Raw genomic sequence first — 18,496 nt, forward strand, 5'->3', positions numbered from 1 at the left:
AGGGGCTGTACGGTTAATTCCATACAGCCCCTTTTAATTTGTAGCAACTTCAACCCAGGAAATTCTGGCAATTCGCTGATAAACCAACCAAATCGCTGCACCACTCAATATCACAGAAATCAGGACTACTATCGGAAATCCATAAACGAAATAATGCGCCACTCCGAATACTCCATTGAAAACAAGCATGAGTAAACCACGCAAAAAATTCCCGGTACCATCTGCTTTATTTGAAGGAAGAGAAGCGGGTAGTTTTTTATAATTAATTAATAGTAAGAATCCCGATATCAACAGAATATTGGAGAATCCCAATAACAGATTTGGCAATACTACCCAGCCCTGCCAGGCAAATCCAAGTCCCGTAACTACTATAGCCAGCGGCAGAAAGAATTGCGCCAATAAGGCTTTCAACATGCCAAGCAGGATCGGCCCGGGTGCTGAAACCGGTGCACTGTAAAAGATCCAGGAGGCTTTGTATTCATCAGCCTGGCTTATCTGTTGAATAGCGCTGATAAAAATGAAACAACTCAGGTAAATAATTCCGAGTAATCCTGCAGCACTCCCCTTTAAAACATTTTCACCTGATTCTCCCAGCTGAAATACATTCCGGTAAATACTGATCACAAACCAAACCAGTATGTATCCTATTGCGGGGTACACACGCATCCGGAATCCCCGATTTCGCAAAGCCCATTTCCAGGTAAATAAAAAACCTGCGCGCTCTACCGTTCCACGTGTTAGTATTCCCGCGAGTCGTTTCACATAACCAGTTTCGCTAGTTAATGTGCCCGTGCTTTTTTTCTGCGATACCAAAGTTTCTGAACTGCCTCCCAGCATCGCCAGTTTTTGGTTAAACCGTGGAGCCAAATACCGGATTACGACCCAAACGCTCAGCAGACTGACTATCGCACTAACCAGTAGCCACCACCAGGCATGCACAACCGAAGCTGCAAACCAGTAGGGTGGCAGGAACCGCACATAATTGTAATCCGATACCGTAAACTGCTGCAGGTTCTCCATCGCAGTGGCTCTGGGCATTACCTGGTAGGCTCCGTATATCAGGATCATAAACCCGATCTGGAACCAGGCAATGATGGATTTAAATCGCTCCGGGGTGGTAACACGAATGATCAACAGGTACAAAGCATTGATAAAAAAGATAGCCATCAGGCTGGCCAGTGCAGCTGAAATCAAAAACCTGGTTACCACTGCTAAATTGTAATCAATTGCCAGGTAAACAATTGCAGGAAGCAGCATCGGTACAATCACCCTGAATAGATGCACCATAATATGCAGGATCCGGGCCAGTAAGAAGGTTCGGTCATTTACCGGTTTAGGTAACAATATCTGGGTGTCCCGCGGGTCAATCAATACCGAGGTAAAATCACTGATCAGGGTAGCCGATAACAGGAATAGGAAAAAGGAAAAGTAAATGGTAAAATAGGTGATATCATCCGCCCCCATGGCAAATGCAATCAGGTTCAGCAGCCCCATAAACAACGCAATCAGCATGGTGCCATAAGTGGCCCTGCTCACCCCTTCTTTCTTGCGGTTGACCTGTGTTTGCTGAAAGGTATTGGGCCGGCGATCATCCATAATCAGCTTGTAACGCAGGATCATAGCCAGTTGTGCCCTGTTGGCTCCCATTTGCTCATATAACTTAGCAGGCAACATTGCCAGCCAGAAAAAAAAGGCACTGATCTTATTCATGCGTACCTCCCTCTTTGCGAAAAGCACCTATCAGTTCAGAAGCAGTATCACTTAGATTATCCGTTGCCGTTAGTTGTGAGAAAATCCGTTCCAGGCTGCCTGCTCCCATTTGTTGCTGCAGTGATTCGAAACTGCCATCGGCCAGTATGCTGCCCTGGTTGATGAGCACTATCCGGTCGCTCACTTTCTCCACCACATCCATCATATGGCTACAGTAAAAAATGGTTTTCCCTTCTTTTGCAAGCCGGCTGATCAGTTCTTTCACGATGATTACACTGTTGGCATCCAATCCACTAAGTGGTTCATCTAATATGATAATCGACGGATCGTGAAGTATACCTGCGATGAGTAATACTTTCTGCCGCATGCCCTTGCTGAAACTGTCCATCCGCTGCTGCAAATTTGCTCCAAGTCCGAATGCCTGTAACATTTTTTCCATCCGCGGCCGGCTTACTGCCGGATCCAATTGGTACAGTCCTGCCATCAATTCCAGGAATTCCAACGGTGTCAAAACTTCGTACAGCTCTGCAAGTTCAGGAACATATCCGATCATTTTTTTCACCGCTACCGGATCCTGCTGAATATTCACTCCATTTACCAGTACCTCGCCTTCAAAATCGGAAATGAGTCCGCATAAAATTTTAACCGTAGTACTTTTCCCCGCACCATTCGGGCCTATGTAACCGATCACTTGTCCGGGGTAAATGGCTAAATCAATATTGTTCAATACCTGTTTGGCGCCATACGACTTGCTCAACCCGCTGATCCTGATCACGGGGTTCACTGATTCATTACCTGTTTCCGTCATTTCGGAAAGATAAAAATTCCTTTCTTTGCACCACACTGTAAAAAGAGCGCACATGCAACCCAAGTACAAAAGAATCCTATTGAAACTATCGGGCGAAGCCCTGATGGGGGAGGCCGGCACCAATGGTTACGAGCCCCTGAATTCAGCCATCATCGCCCAGTATGCCAAAGAAGTTAAAGCGGTTGCTGCAGCCGGAGTAGAAGTGGCCCTGGTAATTGGAGGTGGTAATATCTATCGTGGTATGAATGAAGCGGAAACCGGTATTGAACGCGCTCATGGCGACTATATGGGCATGCTGGCTACGGTCATCAATGGGATGGCCCTCCAGGCCGGATTGGAAAAAGAAGGCCTTTTCACCCGTCTTCAAAGTGCTATTAAAATGGAGCAGATTGCGGAACCCTATATCCGCAGACGCGCCATCCGCCACCTGGAAAAACACCGGATCGTGATTTTTGGTGCCGGAACCGGTAACCCCTATTTCACCACCGACACAGCCGGCTCTCTGCGGGCAATTGAAATAAAGGCGGATGTGATCCTGAAAGGCACCCGCGTGGATGGCATTTATACAGCCGACCCTGAAAAAGATCCTACCGCTACCAAATTTGACAGCATCACTTTTAAAGAGTGTATTAGTAAAAATCTTAAAGTGATGGACATGACAGCTTTTACGCTCTGTATGGAGAACAACCTGCCGATCATCGTGTTTGATATGAACAAACCGGGCAACCTGATGCGGGTGGTAATGGGTGAGGGAGTAGGCACCCTGGTTAAGGGTTAATACGTAGTTTTACTCGAAAGCCGCGCCCGGCTTGCATAATTGAAGGAAGCATGCTATTTTGCATACTGAAAAACCACCTGACAAGGGTGGTTTTTTAATCCCGCGTCTCAAGATCCTCTGGAAGCCCACGAATTAGGATGTACTCCGAAAAACTCCGACCATTATGAGGACGTTATTGAATTTATTGGTAACCGACATTTCCGTGGGAATAGCTGAAATCATTATTTTCCAGCTGGGCGCTATCGCGCTTGGGTTTGCTATTCATTTATTTATTACCTCACGTAGAAATACCAAACTTCAGATCGGCGAAACAGGCCCCGGGTCTGCCTTACAGGAGGCGGATGAATGGAAGCTGAAATATTTCAACGATACGGAAGAACTGGAAAAGAGAATTCAGAAACAACAACAGGACCTTGCCAGGTATCAGCATGAATTAAATAAGGTGAAGGAAAACGAAGAGTTTCTTTCCTTAGAAATTGAATCACTTCGGGCTGAGCGGGAAGAGTTACTGGAAACCCAGGCTACACTTTCACAAGCTGCCGCACCAAAAGAAGAAAATCAACTGGATTACCTTGGGCAGCTGCGCGAAACACAACAGCACGTTCAGCAGTACAATCAGCATATCACACAGTTACTCGGACAAATAGATCAGCTCAAGGCGATGGAACTCAAACACCAGGAGCTGAATTTACAAAATGAAACACTGAATCGCCAGGTGAGTGAAATGCGCGTGAGCCTCGTAGAGAAAGAACAAGAGATACGCGGACTGCGTCAGCAGAACCGCCTGGGTGAGGAAATGCAACAGCGACTGGAAAAAGTCTACGCAGATTATAATAGCCTGCTGGAAAAAATGCATAAACTGGAATCACATGTTTCTCATTCACAGAAAGAGGGTACCAGTTACGCCGAGTTGCAGGATTCCTATTTTAAAGTGACCAAGGAACTGGATGAATTCAAATTAAAATACCTGCACCTGCTGGAGGAAAACCAGCGCCTTACGCGTTCTGTTGCTGACCTGGAAGACAAAAACCGGGAAGCCAATTTCCAGCGGCAGCAACTACAGAAAAAAGCAAGTTACCTGGAAGAATTAAACCAGGACCTGCAGCAGGTTGCCGAGCAACACAACAAATTACACAGCCAGATGCGTCGAATTGCAGAAATCGAGCAACTGCTGGCCAAAGCCACGCAATTATCCGGATCCACAGACAGAGAAGATCCGGCTATCTGATAAACAGCTAAAAACAACATGGAATTTGGCAGCAGGTTGAATAACTTTGCTGCCAAATTTTTGTATGTCGCACCACTCCATTGCTTCCATCCGGAAAGATTATATGCAACATCGTTTAACTGAAGCGGATGTTGCGAAAGATCCTATTACACAGTTCACCAACTGGTGGCAGGAAGCACTGAAAAGTGAAATTGATGAAGTGAATGCAATGACCCTCGCTACGGCTTCAGCAGATGGGTTTCCATCCGCACGGATTGTATTGCTGAAGGGATACGATACAAATGGATTTGTTTTTTATACCAACTATCATAGTTTCAAAGGACAGCAACTGGAAGAAAACCCCAGGGCATGCCTGGTTTTTTTCTGGAAGGAATTGGAGCGCCAGGTACGTATCACCGGTCTTATTCACAAAGTTAGCAGTGAAGAGAGTGATGAATATTTTCACAGTCGACCGGAAAGTAGCCGCATTGGAGCCTGGACATCACCGCAGAGCCAGGTAATCGAAAACCGGGAACAACTGGAAGAAAAGGAGAAAGAATTGAAAATAGCCTTTGAAGGAAAGGAAATTCCAAGACCGCTGCATTGGGGTGGCTATCGCGTGAAGCCACTAATCGTAGAATTCTGGCAGGGCAGACCGAGTCGATTGCACGACCGGATTCAATATACAATGGAAGATAATGGTGGATGGAAGATAGAACGCCTGGCACCATAACCATCCAACCATTCAACCTCTTTACGCTTTCTTCTCAGCAGCTGCAGCGGCTTTTTTAGCCTGAGCTGGACGAGCCGGACGGCTTTTGCCAAAAGAACCTTTGAAGATTTTACCTTTCTTGGTTTTTTTATCTCCTCTACCCATAATAAAAAATTTAGACGGCGAAGGTACATAAAAAATAGAAAGGGAACAGGTAAAACCCATTCCCCTTCCGCGGAAAGCGGCATCTGAAGGAGATGCCTCCGATTATAATTTAGAAGACAGTTCTTTACCAGCCTTAAAGCGGGCAACTTTTTTAGCCTTAATCTTGATAACTGCCCCAGTTTGAGGGTTACGACCATTACGGGCGGCTCTTTTACTAACAGAGAAGGTACCGAAACCTACCAGGGTAACTTTACCACCACCTTTCAGCGTTTTGGTAACTGCCTCGATGAAAGAGTCCAGGGCAGCATTCGCCTGTGTCTTGGTAATTTCTGCATCCTCAGCAAGTTTCGCGATTAATTCAGCTTTGTTCATAGTGTGAAATTTTAGAATTTTAAGCAGAACAAATATATACGGTTTTTACATCCAGCAAATCTTTTTTCAAATTTATTTATCCTCTTTTAGATCGCTGGAACCCGCATCTAGGCTGCATTGTAGCGAAAATTCAGGATTTGTCAGGGAAAACCTGCTGCATTACCGAACGAAATGCAATAAACTGATCACCCCAACGATCGAAACTTTTTTTTCTCAATGCTTCAGCATGATTACTGATATATTGATTGTACATGGCTTTTGATGGCGACATGTATTGTGCCGCATATGTTGGACCATCTGTTTCATCTACTTCCACAAGTCGCAATAAACGACTGCTCTCAAAACAGCCGGTGGCCACAACTTCAGGCATATGTTCTGCTGTCATCCAATTGAGCCATTCTTCATGTATGCCCCAGGTTAGCTGGATGGTTACATTGTAGATAAACATAGTTAATAGTTGATTTTTAGATATACAGGACAGTGATCACTGTGTTTTACATCCGGATAGATTTCAGCATCGAGTAATTGTTTCTTCAACTCTTTGGTTACATTAATGTAATCAATACGCCAGCCTTTATTATTCAAGCGTACACTGGGGAAACGCTGGCTCCACCAGCTATAGCGATGCGGTTCAGGATGAAATTCACGGAAACTGTCCACCCATCCGGCTTCAAAGAATTTATCCATCCAGGTACGTTCCTCGGGTAGAAATCCGGATGATTTTTTATTGCCTTTGGGATCATGAATATCAATCTCTTTGTGTGCAATATTCCAGTCGCCACATACAATCAGCTTCGGTCTTTCTTTTCGTAACTGTTCTGTATAACCGAAAAACTCTTCGAGCCATTGATATTTATATAATTGTCTTTCATCACCGGATGTGCCGGAAGGGAAGTAGGCATTAATGAGAGTAATGTCTCCATAATCAGCACGGATAACACGACCCTCTGCATCACTTTGCATAAAACCATTACCCATTTGAACCAGGTCTGGTTTGATTTTGGAAAAGATCGCTACGCCGCTGTACCCTTTCTTCTCTGCAGAGTACCAGTAATCATGAAAGCCAAGCGCTGTAATGGCTGCATGATTTACATTATCCTTGTGAGCTTTTGTTTCCTGTATACAGATAATATCAGCGGGATCTGTTTTCAGCCAATCGACAAATCCCTTATTCATAGCGGCTCTCAACCCATTGACATTATAAGATATAATTCGCATAACCCGTTTCATTTATTATATTGGTTTCAGATTGTTCAAATTTATTGAAATGGCGCCTCAACAACCTATAATTCCTCCAAAAGAACTTTTTTACCTCGATGGACCCAAGCCCCGTAGTTATGAATTGGGCTTCGCTTTTAAAGTTTTCAGGCAATTTATAAAAGGATTCCGAACCCTGCACTTTGTTGGCCCCTGCATCACCGTATTTGGGTCTGCTCGTTTTCAGGAAGATCATCCCTATTATGAACTTGCAAGAGAATGCGGGCGAAGAATCGCGGGCCTCGGTTTTACCACCATGACAGGCGGTGGGCCGGGTGTTATGGAAGCTGCCAACCGGGGAGCATTTGAAGTGGGTGGCTATTCAGTAGGTTGTAATATCAGGCTTCCTTTTGAACAAAAGGCAAACCCCTATCTGAATAAATCCATCACCTTTGAACATTTTTTTGTGCGTAAGGTATTGCTGGTAAAATACTCGTATGCCTTCATCATTATGCCGGGTGGCGTTGGAACCATGGACGAATTTTTTGAAACGTTGACGCTGGTACAAACCAAAACAATTATTCAGTTTCCAATCGTGTTGGTAGGTAAGGCATTTTATCAGCCGTTGATGGATTACCTTGAATTTATGAAAGAACAAAAGACCATTGGGGAACATGATCTTGATCTGGTATTATTAACAGACGATATAGGAGAAGCAATGGATCATATCAATAAATACATTGGTACCAATTATCAAAAGAAACCACGTAAGAGCTTGTGGTGGTTATTCGAAAAAAAATAGACGGATGGAAATAGTAGATGATGCTGAATATGAATGCAGTTCCTGTGGTGCTGGTTTACAACCAGAGGAAGTGATCTGTCATCAATGCGGACAACCAACCATTCCTGTTGAAGAGTGGGATGGCGCGTATGAGCGGTACCGTTTGATGGTGGTTATTTTTTTCAGTATCAATCTTTTCGTGTGCCTGTTGTTTAATTTCTGGCCCCCGGCGGGAGAAACGATAACAGGTTTGGTGTTGATAGATGGTTTTTTATTGAGCTGCGGACTTTTTTTCGCTTACCTGTTATGGCCGGACATTAAACCGCTTTTGAAATGGAATCATTTTGCATGGTGGCGACTCATACTGCTGATAGTAATGGCAGTTGGGGCAGCATTGGTGGTTAACTATGGTGTGAAATGGATTAATGAAAAAATTTTTGAACGAGAACTCTATTACTATTCTTCTTTTCGTCATCTTTCGTATCCTAAAACAACCATGTTCCTGCTGATTGCATTGGTTCCGGCTTTTTCAGAAGAACTGGCCTATCGCGGAATTATCCAGGCAGGTTTATTAAAAATAATGCATGGAAGACAGGCAGTGGTACTTACTGCACTGCTGTTTGCCATCATTCATATGAGCCTGATCTCCTTTGTCTGGTTGCTTCCATTCGCCTTATTTCTTGGCTGGCTAAGGCAACGCATGAATACGCTCTGGTATGGTGTTGTCATTCACTTTTGTTTCAATGCAACTACCTGCCTGATGGAATTATTGGAACTGGGCTTACTGTGAGGAAACGAATTTTAGCCCGATGATGGAAGCGATTAAGGTTGCCAGGAAAAACAATCTCCAGAACTCTGCCGGCTCCCGGAAATAAAAGATGCCAACCAACACAGTCCCCACTGCACCTATACCAGTCCAAACTGCATATGCTGTACCAATCGGAAGTGTTTGGGTTGCTTTATACAACAGGAACATACTGATGGAGAGGCATACAAAGAAACCTATCATCCAGTAAGTGGAAGTGAGGCCGCTTGTTTCCTTTGCCTTACCAAGGCAGGTTGCAAATCCCACTTCAAAAAATCCGGCAATGATCAGTAAAATCCAGTTCATGGTTGGCGAAGTTTTTCATGATTAATCTTCCAGGATGGGTCGCAGCCATCGGGTGATTTCTTCTATCGAAAGCCCTTTTCTATTGGCATAATCTTCGAGCTGATCCTCTTTGATTTTTCCAACACCAAAATACTGGCTTTGCGGATGTGCAAAATACCAGCCACATACGGAAGCTGCCGGATACATTGCCAATGATTCGGTAAGTGTGATTCCGGTAGTTTGCTCTCCTCCCAATAAATGGAATAGTTTGTATTTTTCTGTATGATCCGGACAAGCAGGATAACCTGGCGCCGGACGAATACCAACATATTTCTCTTTGATCAATTCTTCATTAGTGAGTTGTTCGTCTTTTGCATAACCCCACCAGTCGGTCCGCACTTTGGCATGCAGCCATTCCGCCAAAGCTTCCGCCAGCCGGTCTGCCAATGCCTGCAACATGATTTTATTGTAATCATCGTGCTGCTCCATGAAATGTTGCAGATGCGGTTCGATGCCTTCAATCGTTACAGAAAAGGCTCCGATATAATCTTCTTTACCGGCAGTTTCAGGGGCAATAAAATCGGCCAGGGAGAAATTCGGTTGTCCGGGTGCTTTTTTAATCTGCTGCCTTAAGCACTCCAGGTTATAATAACTTTCATCCGTGTGCAGGCGGATGCTGTTACCGGTTGACACGGCCGGCCAAAAACCGGCTACAGCTCTTGCATTCAACCATTTTTCATCTACTATTTTCTGCAGCAGGGCCAGTGCGTCATTGTAAAGTTTGGTCGCTTCCTTACCAATCACTTCATCTTCCAGCAGTTGCGGGAAGCGGCCACCCAGTTCCCAGGCAATGAAAAAGGGACCCCAGTCAATAAATGGCACAAGTTCGTTTAAGGGTACCTGTTGTAATACTCTTGTACCCGTGAACTGAGGTTTTACAGGTTCGTAAGCCGACCAGTCGATGGCAGTTTTGTTAGCCGAAGCTTTTTCAAAATCCAGGTAGGTTTTGATGGTTTTTTTCTTCTCGAAATCTTCTCTAAGTTGTTGGTACTCTGAAACTGTATCATTTAATAATTTATCCCGCTGTTCATTACTTAACAGGGAACTTGCCACTGTAACACTTCTTGAGGCATCCAGTACATGAATCACGCCATTGTCATATTGCGGTGCGATTTTAACGGCAGTATGCATCCGGCTGGTGGTAGCGCCACCAATCAGGAGGGGTTGCTTCATACCTCTTCGTTTCATTTCATGCGCTACGTGTACCATTTCATCCAAAGATGGCGTGATCAATCCACTAAGGCCGATGATGTCTACATTTTCTTTGATGGCCGTATCCAGGATTTTATCTGCCGGCACCATTACACCCAGGTCAATGATATCGTACCCATTACATCCCAATACCACACCCACAATATTTTTGCCGATATCGTGTACATCGCCTTTTACAGTGGCGAGTAATACTTTGGCAACGGAACCCTGCTGGGCAGCCGGATTGTTTTTCTTTTCCTCTTCAATAAAGGGCGTGAGCCAGGCCACGCTTTTTTTCATCACACGGGCACTTTTCACTACCTGTGGCAGGAACATTTTACCGGCACCAAAAAGATCTCCAACCACGTTCATGCCATCCATTAAGGGACCTTCAATTACATCCAGTGGCCGGGGGTATTTCTGTCTTGCTTCTTCTGTATCAATTTCAATATAATCGGTAATTCCATTGATGAGCGAGTGGGTAAGTCTTGTTTCCACCGGTTCTTTTCTCCAGGCTTCGTCCTTCACGGTTACCTTGCCTTTGGCTTTCACTGATTCTGCAAAAGCGATCAGTTTTTCTGTAGCCTCGTTATTATCGTTATTCCGATTCAGGATAACGTCTTCGCACAACCGACGTAGTTCCGGTTCGATTTCATCATACACTACCAGCTGACCTGCATTCACAATCCCCATATCCATGCCAGCTTTAATGGCATGAAACAGAAATACACTGTGCATGGCTTCACGCACATGGTCATTCCCGCGGAAAGAGAAAGAGAGGTTACTCACGCCTCCACTTATCTTCGTTAGAGGCATTCTTTGTTTGATGATTCGGGTTGCTTCAATGAAATCAACAGCATAGTTATTATGTTCTTCCAGTCCGGTAGCTACTGCAAAAACATTCGGATCAAAAATGATATCCTGCGGATCAAATCCCACTTCCTTCACCAATATATCATAAGCGCGGGTGCAGATATCTACCCGGCGCTGCAGCGTATCTGCCTGTCCCTGTTCATCAAAAGCCATTACCACTACCGCGGCTCCGAAGAGTTTACAGATCGTTGCTTCCCGTTTGAATTTTTCAACTCCTTCTTTCATTGAGATGGAGTTCACGATGCATTTACCCTGCACGCATTTTAAGCCCGCTTCTATGATCTCGAATTTGGAAGAGTCAATCATGATGGGGATGCGGGCGATATCCGGTTCACTTTGCAGGAGGTTCAGGAATTTAGTCATGGCCTGCACACCATCCAGCAGTGCATCATCCATATTTACATCCAGAATCTGTGCACCATTTTCCACCTGTTGGCGGGCAACAGAGAGTGCTTCTTCGTATTGGTTCTCGCGAATGAGTCGCGCAAATTTTTTAGATCCGGTTACGTTGGTGCGCTCTCCAATATTTACAAAATTGGTTTCCGGACGAACAACCAGTGGTTCTAAACCAGCGAGGCGCAGAAAGGGATAAATCGTACTCATGCTTCAGTTTCAGTTGCGATGACAGGTAAGGAACGAGGTTTGAATTTTTTTACATGCTCCGCGATATGGCGGATGTGATCGGGTGTAGTACCACAACATCCTCCTACGATATTGACAAAACCTTCACGGGCCCAGTCTTCCAGGAAATGCGCGGTTTGTTCAGGCTGCTCATCGTATTCACCCATGGCATTGGGTAAACCTGCATTCGGATAAGCAGAAGTATAACAGGCTGCGAGCTGGCTCAACTCTTCAATATGGCTGCGCATATCAGCTGCACCCAACGCACAGTTCAGACCCACACTCAGCGGATTGGCATGCATAACCGAAATATAAAAAGCTTCCAGTGTTTGTCCGGATAAAGTGCGACCAGAAGCATCCGTAATAGTGCCACTTATCATAATAGGCAACTCAGGTTGATACGAATGGTCCTGGAAATATTTCTTAGCTGCGAAGATGGCTGCTTTCGCATTGAGGGTATCAAAGATGGTTTCAATCAATAGGATGTCAACCCCACCTTTTACCAGTCCGTCGATTTGCTCGTAATACGCTTCCACTGCTTCATCCCATAGGAGCCCGCGGTAACCGGGATTGTTAACATCCGGTGATAGGCTCAGTGTTTTATTCAGTGGGCCAATCGCGCCAGCAACAAAACGGGGTTTGGAAGGATCCTTCGCAGTATAATCATCTGCCGCTTTTCGGGCAATGCGGGCGGCTGCTACATTGATCTCATGTGCCAAGGCCTGCATATTATAATCTGCCAGGCTTACTTGTTGTGAGTTGAAGGTATTGGTTTCAATAATATCGGCGCCGGCATCCAGGTATTCACGGTGGATGCCTTCGATGATAGCAGGTTGTGTGAGGCAGAGCAGGTCGTTGTTACCTTTCAGATCGGAGGGCCAGTCTTTGAAACGTTCACCGCGGTAATCTGCTTCGGTTAGGCGATGCCGTTGGATCATGGTACCCATGGCGCCATCAATGATCAGGATGCGTTGCTCCAGTGCTTTGCGAATGTCTTTCATAATCTCTTTAATCAACAGTTGTTGTAACCTACAGTTGGCATGCACTATAAACGCGGGGGAAACAGAATGAGGGAGTTTCGGGAGGCGTTTATTAGTTCAGTTAAGCGCTGTTGGCGTTGCCAGGTCGAACAATAAACAAATCCCCCTGGCGGAGCAAAGATAGGGAAAACGGGGAGAAAGGAAAAAAGGGGGAAAGGAAGAAAGGAGAAGGGAACAGCGGTCTTCCATTCCTCCCTCTTCCATGCCTAGGCCTTCAGATTCTCCACCGGCATCCGGTGCTGCAGGCTGCGGGCGAGGGTCATTTCATCGGCGTATTCAAGTTCACCACCAAATGCGATGCCGCGGGCTATTGTGGTTACCTTTACCGTGGAGGGTTGTATTTTCTTTTGAATGTAGTAGATAGTAGTATCGCCCTGGATGGTTGGGTTCAGTGCGAATATCAGTTCCTGGATGCCGTCTTCTTGTACCCGTTTAACAAGTGGCTCAATATAGAGCTGATCAGGACCCACCCCATCCAGCGGAGAGATGATGCCTCCAAGTACATGATAGGTTCCGTTGTATTGCTGGGTGCTTTCAATTGCAATCACATCCCGGATGGATTCCACTACACATATGATTTCCTGCTTGCGCATCGGGTTGGAGCAAATGGAACAAAGCAGGCTGTCGGAGATATTGTAGCAACGCTGGCAGATATGGGTATCCTTTCGCATACGTAACAGCGCAGTACCAAACGCCTCCACTTTCTCCGGTTCCTGTTTCAGCAGGTGCAATACCAATCGAAGGGCGGTTTTCTTTCCGATTCCGGGTAATTTGCTGAACTCGTTCACCGCTTGTTCCAATAAGGCAGAGGGTAATTGCATCCTGCAAAATTAAGCATCTACAGGGTGATATCGATCTCGTTATCCCAGTTGCCTTTGATGGTTATTTTCTTACCAACGGCCTTCACTTTTTCGGGCTGTCTTTTTTCACCGAAGAAACTACCATAATCCCATTTGCCATTCTGGTTTTCATCAAAGAGAATGCGGATTTCAAATTCAGCCGGACGGAACCGTGCAATGCGTAATTCCTTACCAGGGATGGGATAGCTGAAGGCGACTTTATCATTCTGCACCAGTTGTAATACGGGGTGTAAACTGGTATCAATATTGGGGAAGCGGAACCGGATGCTGCCATAATCACTGTCCTTCATTGTGCGGAATGAAATGGTATCGGTTTTTAAGTTAGATTTGCCCAGGCTGTCTTCTGCCATCCCTTCCTGTGCAATCAATTTGAAACCCTGGTCGATTGGCCAGTTGTAAAACAGAGAGTAAAGTTTACCAGTGCTATCCACTTCCAGGCGGTAGGCCAGGGGTTTGAACTGTTCATCCGTCAGTATCAGTTTGGTGCTGTCGAAGCTTTTCAGGGAATCCGGGAAGTTCAATACCAGGGTCTTAAGTACATCAAGGGTACTGTTTTCCAGGTTGAGACCAAATCGCAACCGGCGATCCTGCTCTTCTTCTTTTTCTTTTCTTCTGTTGGCGGGTGCAGCCGGTTTTTTAGGTTTTTGTGGTGGAGCCGGCTCTGCATAGGCATAGAGTTGGATAGGCTCGCGCTGCTGCTCATTCAAGACAAGCGTTTGTCCATAAAAGGCAAACAACTGGGTAGGATCACCATACTGCGGCACACCTTCATTTTTTAATGCAAAGAGATTGTATGAGCCGGGTGCCAGGTTATGGAAATGGAAATTACCGGCGCTGTCAACTTTGGTATAATACCTCGGACGTTCTTTTACCACCGCGGAATCATCCAGGTTGCGATGCAACAACACAATCATGGTAGAATCGTGCTTGCCGGTTTGCGCCAGGATCACATTCCCTCTAAGCTCCAGTGAATCAATATAACTGCCGGTTGAAAAGGTATAGGTGAAATTGGTCAGCGGATTGTTTTCATTGACATCGCGGATCGCTTTGCCGAAATTGAGGGTATACGTAGTATTGGGCTCCAGGGTATCACGCAGGCGAACGCTAACCGTACGCAGTCTCGATTCAACAGTAGGGTTTATCTTGGGAGTTGGGCTCACCAGCAGGTTTTCCTGGATCTGATCGAGGTTTACATATTCATTGAAGGTGAACACGATCCGGTTCCCTTTGAAATTGAGGGTAGAATCCTTCGGCTGAAGCAAAACGGGAATTGGGGGAATCGTGTCTTTTGGTCCGCCCAGCGGTGGAATAATATTCGCGCAGCTTTCTGCCAGGATAATCAGGAAAAGCAGGGCCAGGAACAGCAGGAGGCTGCCGGCGGCTTTTTGTGGAATCTTTTTAGGTGATCGGGTGAAATTCGCTTCCATTGAAGGTGCAAACTTAACCGATTTGCGGGCATCCCGAACCATTTTCCTGTAATGGGGTTGTTAAAGCAGCAATTTCAAATCATGGCTGTATACTCTTTAAAAACCGTTCAGGTTCTACCCGTAACCCTTGAGAAGGCCTGGGACTTTTTTTCAAGTCCCGCTAACCTGGCTACTATTACCCCGCCACATATGGGGTTTAACATCATTTCCAAACATCATGGGGCAAAAATGTACCCCGGGCAAATCATTGAGTACACGGTGAAGCCTTTATTTGGGATTCCTTTATACTGGATGACGGAAATCACACATGTGGAGGAAGGGAAATATTTTGTGGATGAGCAACGATTTGGTCCTTATAGCCTCTGGCATCACCAGCACCATTTCCGCGAAGTGCCGGGTGGAGTGGAGATGACGGATATCGTGCATTACAAAATACCTCTTTGGATCCTGGGAGACATCGCGAATGCGCTTTTTGTGCGCAAGCAGCTACAAGGCATATTTGATTACCGGTTCAAGAAGGTAAATGAACTTTTCCCGTCGGGTACTTAAGCAATTGTGACCATCACCCCGGCATTCTCGCGATATACTTCTCAATCTGCTTAATCTGATCCGCGATCTGCGGTGTGGTAGGCTTCAGCGCTTTGGCCTTGCGGAAGAAATCCTTGGCAGCGCGAAATTCTCTTTTGGTCATCATGATGGAGCACAACTGAAGGTAGGCGGCGGCTTCATTTTCCTTATCAGGCAGTCCTTTGCGCAGGGCGGAACGGATATAACTTTCGCCGGTTTTCATGTCGTTTTTCTGTAATGCGATCATGCCCATTTGCAGGAGAGAGGCGCCCTCAGCTTCTTTCATCGGCATACCGAGATCGAGGCCTTTTTTCATCATTTTTTCAGCCCCGTCATAGTCCTGTTTCATCATCGCGATATTACCCTTGAGGGTATAATACACGGAGCGGATGGGTTTATAGAGCAGGTTGGGGTATTTGATCTGGTTGAGGATGCGCTCGGCACCTTCCATATCACCTGTTTCCATATATTCCTGGATCAAACGCATGGGGCCGAAGAAAAAATGCCCGAAAATCAGCACTACGCCAACCAGGTAGGCGATAAAAGCTGGCCAGAAACCTGCATAAATATTGGTAACGATGGCGATGGCCAGGAAAAGAAAACCCAGCAACAATCTATAGCGAATGACAAAATTGTAAAACTTCATAGTTCAGAAATGGACCGCAAAGTTAAGGAAATCAAGTTGGACGTCCGGTCGGGTTTTCCCGCCCGGTAAGTTAGCAGGTTAAAAATCATCATTGATTTCAATCCAATATCCATCCGGATCTTTCAGATAGATCTGCCGGATGCCATCCACTCTTTTGGTAACCGTAAAGGCTTTACCTGGCCAGTCTTCATAGTGGATGCCCCTGGCTTTGAGTTTTTCAAGCAGTTCGTCCATTTTGCCGGTGGAAAAGCAGAGATGGGTGTTTTTCTCTGCCTCGGGAGGGTTAGCGCGGCCCGAGATCAGGTGCAGGTGGGCGTTTTCGCTAACACTGAACCAGGTGTGTCGGCCATCATGGAAAGGTTCGGGAATGGTATCAAGGCCGATTATATCCCTATAAAAATTGGTGCTGGTTTCCAGGTTGGTAACATAGAGGGCGATGTGATTGATGCGAATCTGCATAGCGGAGTTGGTTTTGGAAGGCTTACGTTTTTTTTGCGCCTGCGTTTCGTTGGTCAGGCTCAAACATAGAAATCCTATCGCCAGAGCGATCAGCATCCTGCTGTTGCAGGCAGTTGGAGGGTTGGTTGTTGACGGTTTCATATGCCGGTTTTCAACCCGAAAGCTAGCCAATAAATCAGTTGTTCAACCGGTCAAAACCATTATTTTTGCCAGCCCGGAATAAAAATATTCCGCTGGTCCCGTAGTTCAATGGATAGAATAGGAGTTTCCTAAACTCTAGATACAGGTTCGATTCCTGTCGGGACTACCAGAGGAAGTTAGAAGTGTGAATTAAGAATTATGAATTAGCCCTCTTCGGAGGGTATTTTTATTTAATAGGGCCTTCATCCAAACTATCTCGAAAAGTTAAAGGGTTATCCAAGATAGAAAAATACACTGATTAATGAATAGGGTGTTTCTAATTTCTGTTCTCCTTGAAGAAATGCAAGATGATGATATTGAATATCATGATGTTATTTCCTGGTCCTATAGTAATATTAATTCGAAGAATGTAATTTCCTTAACTGAAGAAGAATTAATAGCAATTATAAATAAGACGTCGATTTTTGATATAATAAATGAAGAAAATAAATCGATGATAGGACCTTGGGAAGATGACACAATTTGTGATGCCAGCATCGTTAGCGCTATTTACAATAAGTTGATTTTATATTCAAAAAATACATTTGATAGTTTAGTCAGCGAATTTTTGATGAAGTTGATTCAGTTATTTCAGTATGCAATTGCTTATAAAAAACATGTATACTTCTTGTTTTAATTTATTCTAAGTAAAAGTAATTGTAAATCAAAAATTCAACTAACAGATGACATCAAATGAAATAAAGGATAAATTCAATTACACTTTTACAGGACATGATATATTTAATGTCATTTTCCAAAATAAAAATTTATCTGCGGGAGAGTATATAATTTATGTAAACAATGGTCATTATTTGTGCGATAATTACGATTTCCGTAAAGCTTTGTCTGAATTCACTCACTCTATAGACTCATTGGGAAAGTTTTATATTTCTACATTTAACTTTGAAAATAGAATCATCATAAAAAGTAATGAATTTGATTATAAAATTTCATTTTTGAATGACGATGATGATATTTTTAGAATAGTTCCAACTTACTTTATTGACGATCAATTCCGTTGGTGCTTATATTTTGATAATGACCGAGATATTTTTATTGGGTGGTGTAAAAATGAATTCGCACCTGCCTTTATCTCAGCCTTTTCATCTAACGATTATGATTTTTATAGAGAAAAGAGCTTTGACGCTCTTTGGAATACTTTATATGAGCGGGTAAAATATCTTGGCTTATCGTATCAAGAGGTAAAGGAGCAAATGCTTATTCCTAATTCCTACTTATTTTAAGATTTCTGTTAATCTACTGACAGATACTTTTTTTGAAAACGGAATGTGAATTGGTATAACAGTTTTAGTAATCAATACTGTAAAGTTATATTAGGATCCGACAACCGTTCACTCATCGTTATTTGATCGTTCACCCATCGTTGTTTGATCGTTCCTGCATCGTTCTGCAACCGTTCTGCAACCGTTCATGAACCGTTCTGGAACCGTTCGTAACTATTTAGAATGGAGTAGAAATTTTTATAACCAGTAAAGAAGAGAACTAACAATTTTAATATTACGAATATTCTGAAATTGCTCCAAGAATTTTATTTTTAATTTCAACTAATGGTCATTTGCTATTTATGCAGGTGCCTTAAAATGATCAGCGACACAACGGTAGTCCGGCACCATTGAAGGAATTTTTTAAAAAAACGGATAAAAACTTGCATTTCTCAGACTGGCGGATATATTTGTCGCGTAAGTAGATTTCCTAACGATTGTAAACAACCGCCCATACTAATTCATATAC

The 18,496-nt window shown here is 44.4% G+C and carries 21 protein-coding genes and 1 tRNA gene; 9 read left to right on the forward strand and 13 right to left on the reverse strand.

Annotation, left to right across the window (positions count from 1 at the left end; translation table 11 throughout):
* Positions 1 to 33 precede the first annotated feature (33 nt).
* Both MD536_RS13020 and MD536_RS13025 read right to left on the reverse strand, forming a co-directional pair.
* Complete coding sequence (locus MD536_RS13020) at positions 34 to 1,710, reverse strand: hypothetical protein (protein WP_239600556.1); 1,677 nt, start codon at positions 1,708 to 1,710, stop codon at positions 34 to 36.
* Entirely contained in the window at positions 1,703 to 2,518 is an 816-nt protein-coding gene (locus MD536_RS13025; protein ID WP_239600558.1) for an ABC transporter ATP-binding protein, read from the reverse strand. Before MD536_RS13025 ends, MD536_RS13020 begins: the two co-directional genes overlap by 8 nt.
* 52 nt (positions 2,519 to 2,570) lie before the next feature.
* Between MD536_RS13025 and pyrH the strand changes: the two genes are divergently transcribed.
* From pyrH to pdxH, 3 genes are all read left to right on the forward strand, one after another.
* A complete protein-coding gene (gene pyrH, locus MD536_RS13030; RefSeq protein ID WP_239600563.1) occupies positions 2,571 to 3,296 on the forward strand; it encodes a UMP kinase in 726 nt (241 codons plus the stop codon).
* A gap of 163 nt (positions 3,297 to 3,459) precedes the next feature.
* A complete protein-coding gene (locus MD536_RS13035) occupies positions 3,460 to 4,524 on the forward strand; it encodes a coiled-coil domain-containing protein (protein ID WP_239600565.1) in 1,065 nt (354 codons plus the stop codon).
* Between the two features lie 64 nt (positions 4,525 to 4,588).
* A complete protein-coding gene (gene pdxH, locus MD536_RS13040) occupies positions 4,589 to 5,236 on the forward strand; it encodes a pyridoxamine 5'-phosphate oxidase (protein ID WP_239600567.1) in 648 nt (215 codons plus the stop codon).
* Positions 5,237 to 5,257: 21 nt separating this feature from the next.
* On the opposite strand, the gene MD536_RS13045 is transcribed toward pdxH, so the two are convergent.
* The 4 genes from MD536_RS13045 to MD536_RS13060 all read right to left on the reverse strand — a co-directional run bounded on the left by MD536_RS13045 (position 5,258) and on the right by MD536_RS13060 (position 6,970).
* Positions 5,258 to 5,380 (reverse strand): 30S ribosomal protein THX, encoded by a 123-nt coding sequence (locus MD536_RS13045; RefSeq protein WP_239600569.1) that lies wholly within the window; start codon positions 5,378 to 5,380, stop codon positions 5,258 to 5,260.
* 102 nt (positions 5,381 to 5,482) lie between these two features.
* Positions 5,483 to 5,788: an HU family DNA-binding protein gene (locus MD536_RS13050; protein ID WP_434801963.1), complete on the reverse strand. Its 306-nt coding sequence runs from the start codon at positions 5,786 to 5,788 to the stop codon at positions 5,483 to 5,485.
* 94 nt (positions 5,789 to 5,882) lie between these two features.
* Positions 5,883 to 6,200, reverse strand: coding sequence for a DUF4286 family protein (locus tag MD536_RS13055; RefSeq protein ID WP_239600571.1), 318 nt, complete (start codon positions 6,198 to 6,200; stop codon positions 5,883 to 5,885).
* 2 nt (positions 6,201 to 6,202) lie between these two features.
* Positions 6,203 to 6,970: an exodeoxyribonuclease III gene (locus MD536_RS13060; protein WP_239600582.1), complete on the reverse strand. Its 768-nt coding sequence runs from the start codon at positions 6,968 to 6,970 to the stop codon at positions 6,203 to 6,205.
* A 49-nt stretch (positions 6,971 to 7,019) separates the two neighbouring features.
* Between MD536_RS13060 and MD536_RS13065 the strand changes: the two genes are divergently transcribed.
* Together MD536_RS13065 and MD536_RS13070 are read left to right on the forward strand one after the other, a co-directional pair.
* Complete coding sequence (locus MD536_RS13065; RefSeq protein ID WP_239600590.1) at positions 7,020 to 7,751, forward strand: LOG family protein; 732 nt, start codon at positions 7,020 to 7,022, stop codon at positions 7,749 to 7,751.
* A gap of 4 nt (positions 7,752 to 7,755) precedes the next feature.
* Positions 7,756 to 8,520, forward strand: a complete 765-nt coding sequence (locus MD536_RS13070) for a CPBP family intramembrane glutamic endopeptidase (protein WP_239600592.1) — start codon at positions 7,756 to 7,758, stop codon at positions 8,518 to 8,520.
* On the opposite strand, the gene MD536_RS13075 is transcribed toward MD536_RS13070, so the two are convergent.
* The 5 genes from MD536_RS13075 to MD536_RS13095 all read right to left on the reverse strand — a co-directional run bounded on the left by MD536_RS13075 (position 8,512) and on the right by MD536_RS13095 (position 14,892).
* Positions 8,512 to 8,841 carry a DMT family transporter gene (locus MD536_RS13075; RefSeq protein ID WP_239600594.1) on the reverse strand — a complete coding sequence of 110 codons (330 nt, stop codon included), beginning with the start codon at positions 8,839 to 8,841 and terminating at the stop codon, positions 8,512 to 8,514. The two genes, MD536_RS13070 and MD536_RS13075, sit on opposite strands and share 9 nt — an antisense overlap.
* A 21-nt stretch (positions 8,842 to 8,862) precedes the next feature.
* Positions 8,863 to 11,547: a methionine synthase gene (metH, locus tag MD536_RS13080; protein ID WP_239600617.1), complete on the reverse strand. Its 2,685-nt coding sequence runs from the start codon at positions 11,545 to 11,547 to the stop codon at positions 8,863 to 8,865.
* Positions 11,544 to 12,566 (reverse strand): homocysteine S-methyltransferase family protein, encoded by a 1,023-nt coding sequence (locus MD536_RS22270; protein WP_239600620.1) that lies wholly within the window; start codon positions 12,564 to 12,566, stop codon positions 11,544 to 11,546. Before MD536_RS22270 ends, metH begins: the two co-directional genes overlap by 4 nt.
* Before the next feature lie 245 nt (positions 12,567 to 12,811).
* Positions 12,812 to 13,426 (reverse strand): recombination mediator RecR, encoded by a 615-nt coding sequence (gene recR, locus MD536_RS13090; protein WP_239600622.1) that lies wholly within the window; start codon positions 13,424 to 13,426, stop codon positions 12,812 to 12,814.
* Positions 13,427 to 13,443: 17 nt separating this feature from the next.
* Positions 13,444 to 14,892 carry an Ig-like domain-containing domain gene (locus MD536_RS13095; RefSeq protein ID WP_239600624.1) on the reverse strand — a complete coding sequence of 483 codons (1,449 nt, stop codon included), beginning with the start codon at positions 14,890 to 14,892 and terminating at the stop codon, positions 13,444 to 13,446.
* 81 nt (positions 14,893 to 14,973) lie between these two features.
* On the opposite strand from MD536_RS13095, the gene MD536_RS13100 reads away from it, so the two are divergent.
* Complete coding sequence (locus tag MD536_RS13100) at positions 14,974 to 15,441, forward strand: SRPBCC family protein (protein WP_239600632.1); 468 nt, start codon at positions 14,974 to 14,976, stop codon at positions 15,439 to 15,441.
* 13 nt (positions 15,442 to 15,454) lie between these two features.
* Here MD536_RS13100 and MD536_RS13105 read toward each other — a convergent pair whose 3' ends face one another.
* Together MD536_RS13105 and MD536_RS13110 are read right to left on the reverse strand one after the other, a co-directional pair.
* The gene (locus tag MD536_RS13105) at positions 15,455 to 16,105 is read right to left on the reverse strand and encodes a tetratricopeptide repeat protein (protein WP_239600636.1); all 651 of its coding nucleotides are present in this window, start codon (positions 16,103 to 16,105) and stop codon (positions 15,455 to 15,457) included.
* A 78-nt stretch (positions 16,106 to 16,183) separates the two neighbouring features.
* Positions 16,184 to 16,705: a VOC family protein gene (locus MD536_RS13110; protein ID WP_239600655.1), complete on the reverse strand. Its 522-nt coding sequence runs from the start codon at positions 16,703 to 16,705 to the stop codon at positions 16,184 to 16,186.
* A 94-nt stretch (positions 16,706 to 16,799) separates the two neighbouring features.
* Between MD536_RS13110 and MD536_RS13115 the strand changes: the two genes are divergently transcribed.
* The 3 genes from MD536_RS13115 to MD536_RS13125 all read left to right on the forward strand — a co-directional run bounded on the left by MD536_RS13115 (position 16,800) and on the right by MD536_RS13125 (position 17,988).
* Positions 16,800 to 16,874: transfer RNA gene (locus MD536_RS13115), tRNA-Arg, on the forward strand.
* Positions 16,875 to 17,006: 132 nt separating this feature from the next.
* Complete coding sequence (locus tag MD536_RS13120) at positions 17,007 to 17,381, forward strand: DMP12 family DNA mimic protein (RefSeq protein WP_239600658.1); 375 nt, start codon at positions 17,007 to 17,009, stop codon at positions 17,379 to 17,381.
* A gap of 46 nt (positions 17,382 to 17,427) precedes the next feature.
* The gene (locus tag MD536_RS13125) at positions 17,428 to 17,988 is read left to right on the forward strand and encodes a hypothetical protein (RefSeq protein WP_239600665.1); all 561 of its coding nucleotides are present in this window, start codon (positions 17,428 to 17,430) and stop codon (positions 17,986 to 17,988) included.
* Positions 17,989 to 18,496 lie beyond the last annotated feature (508 nt).

This window comes from Flavihumibacter cheonanensis (genome assembly GCF_022352215.1).
GTDB lineage: Bacteria > Bacteroidota > Bacteroidia > Chitinophagales > Chitinophagaceae > Flavihumibacter > Flavihumibacter cheonanensis.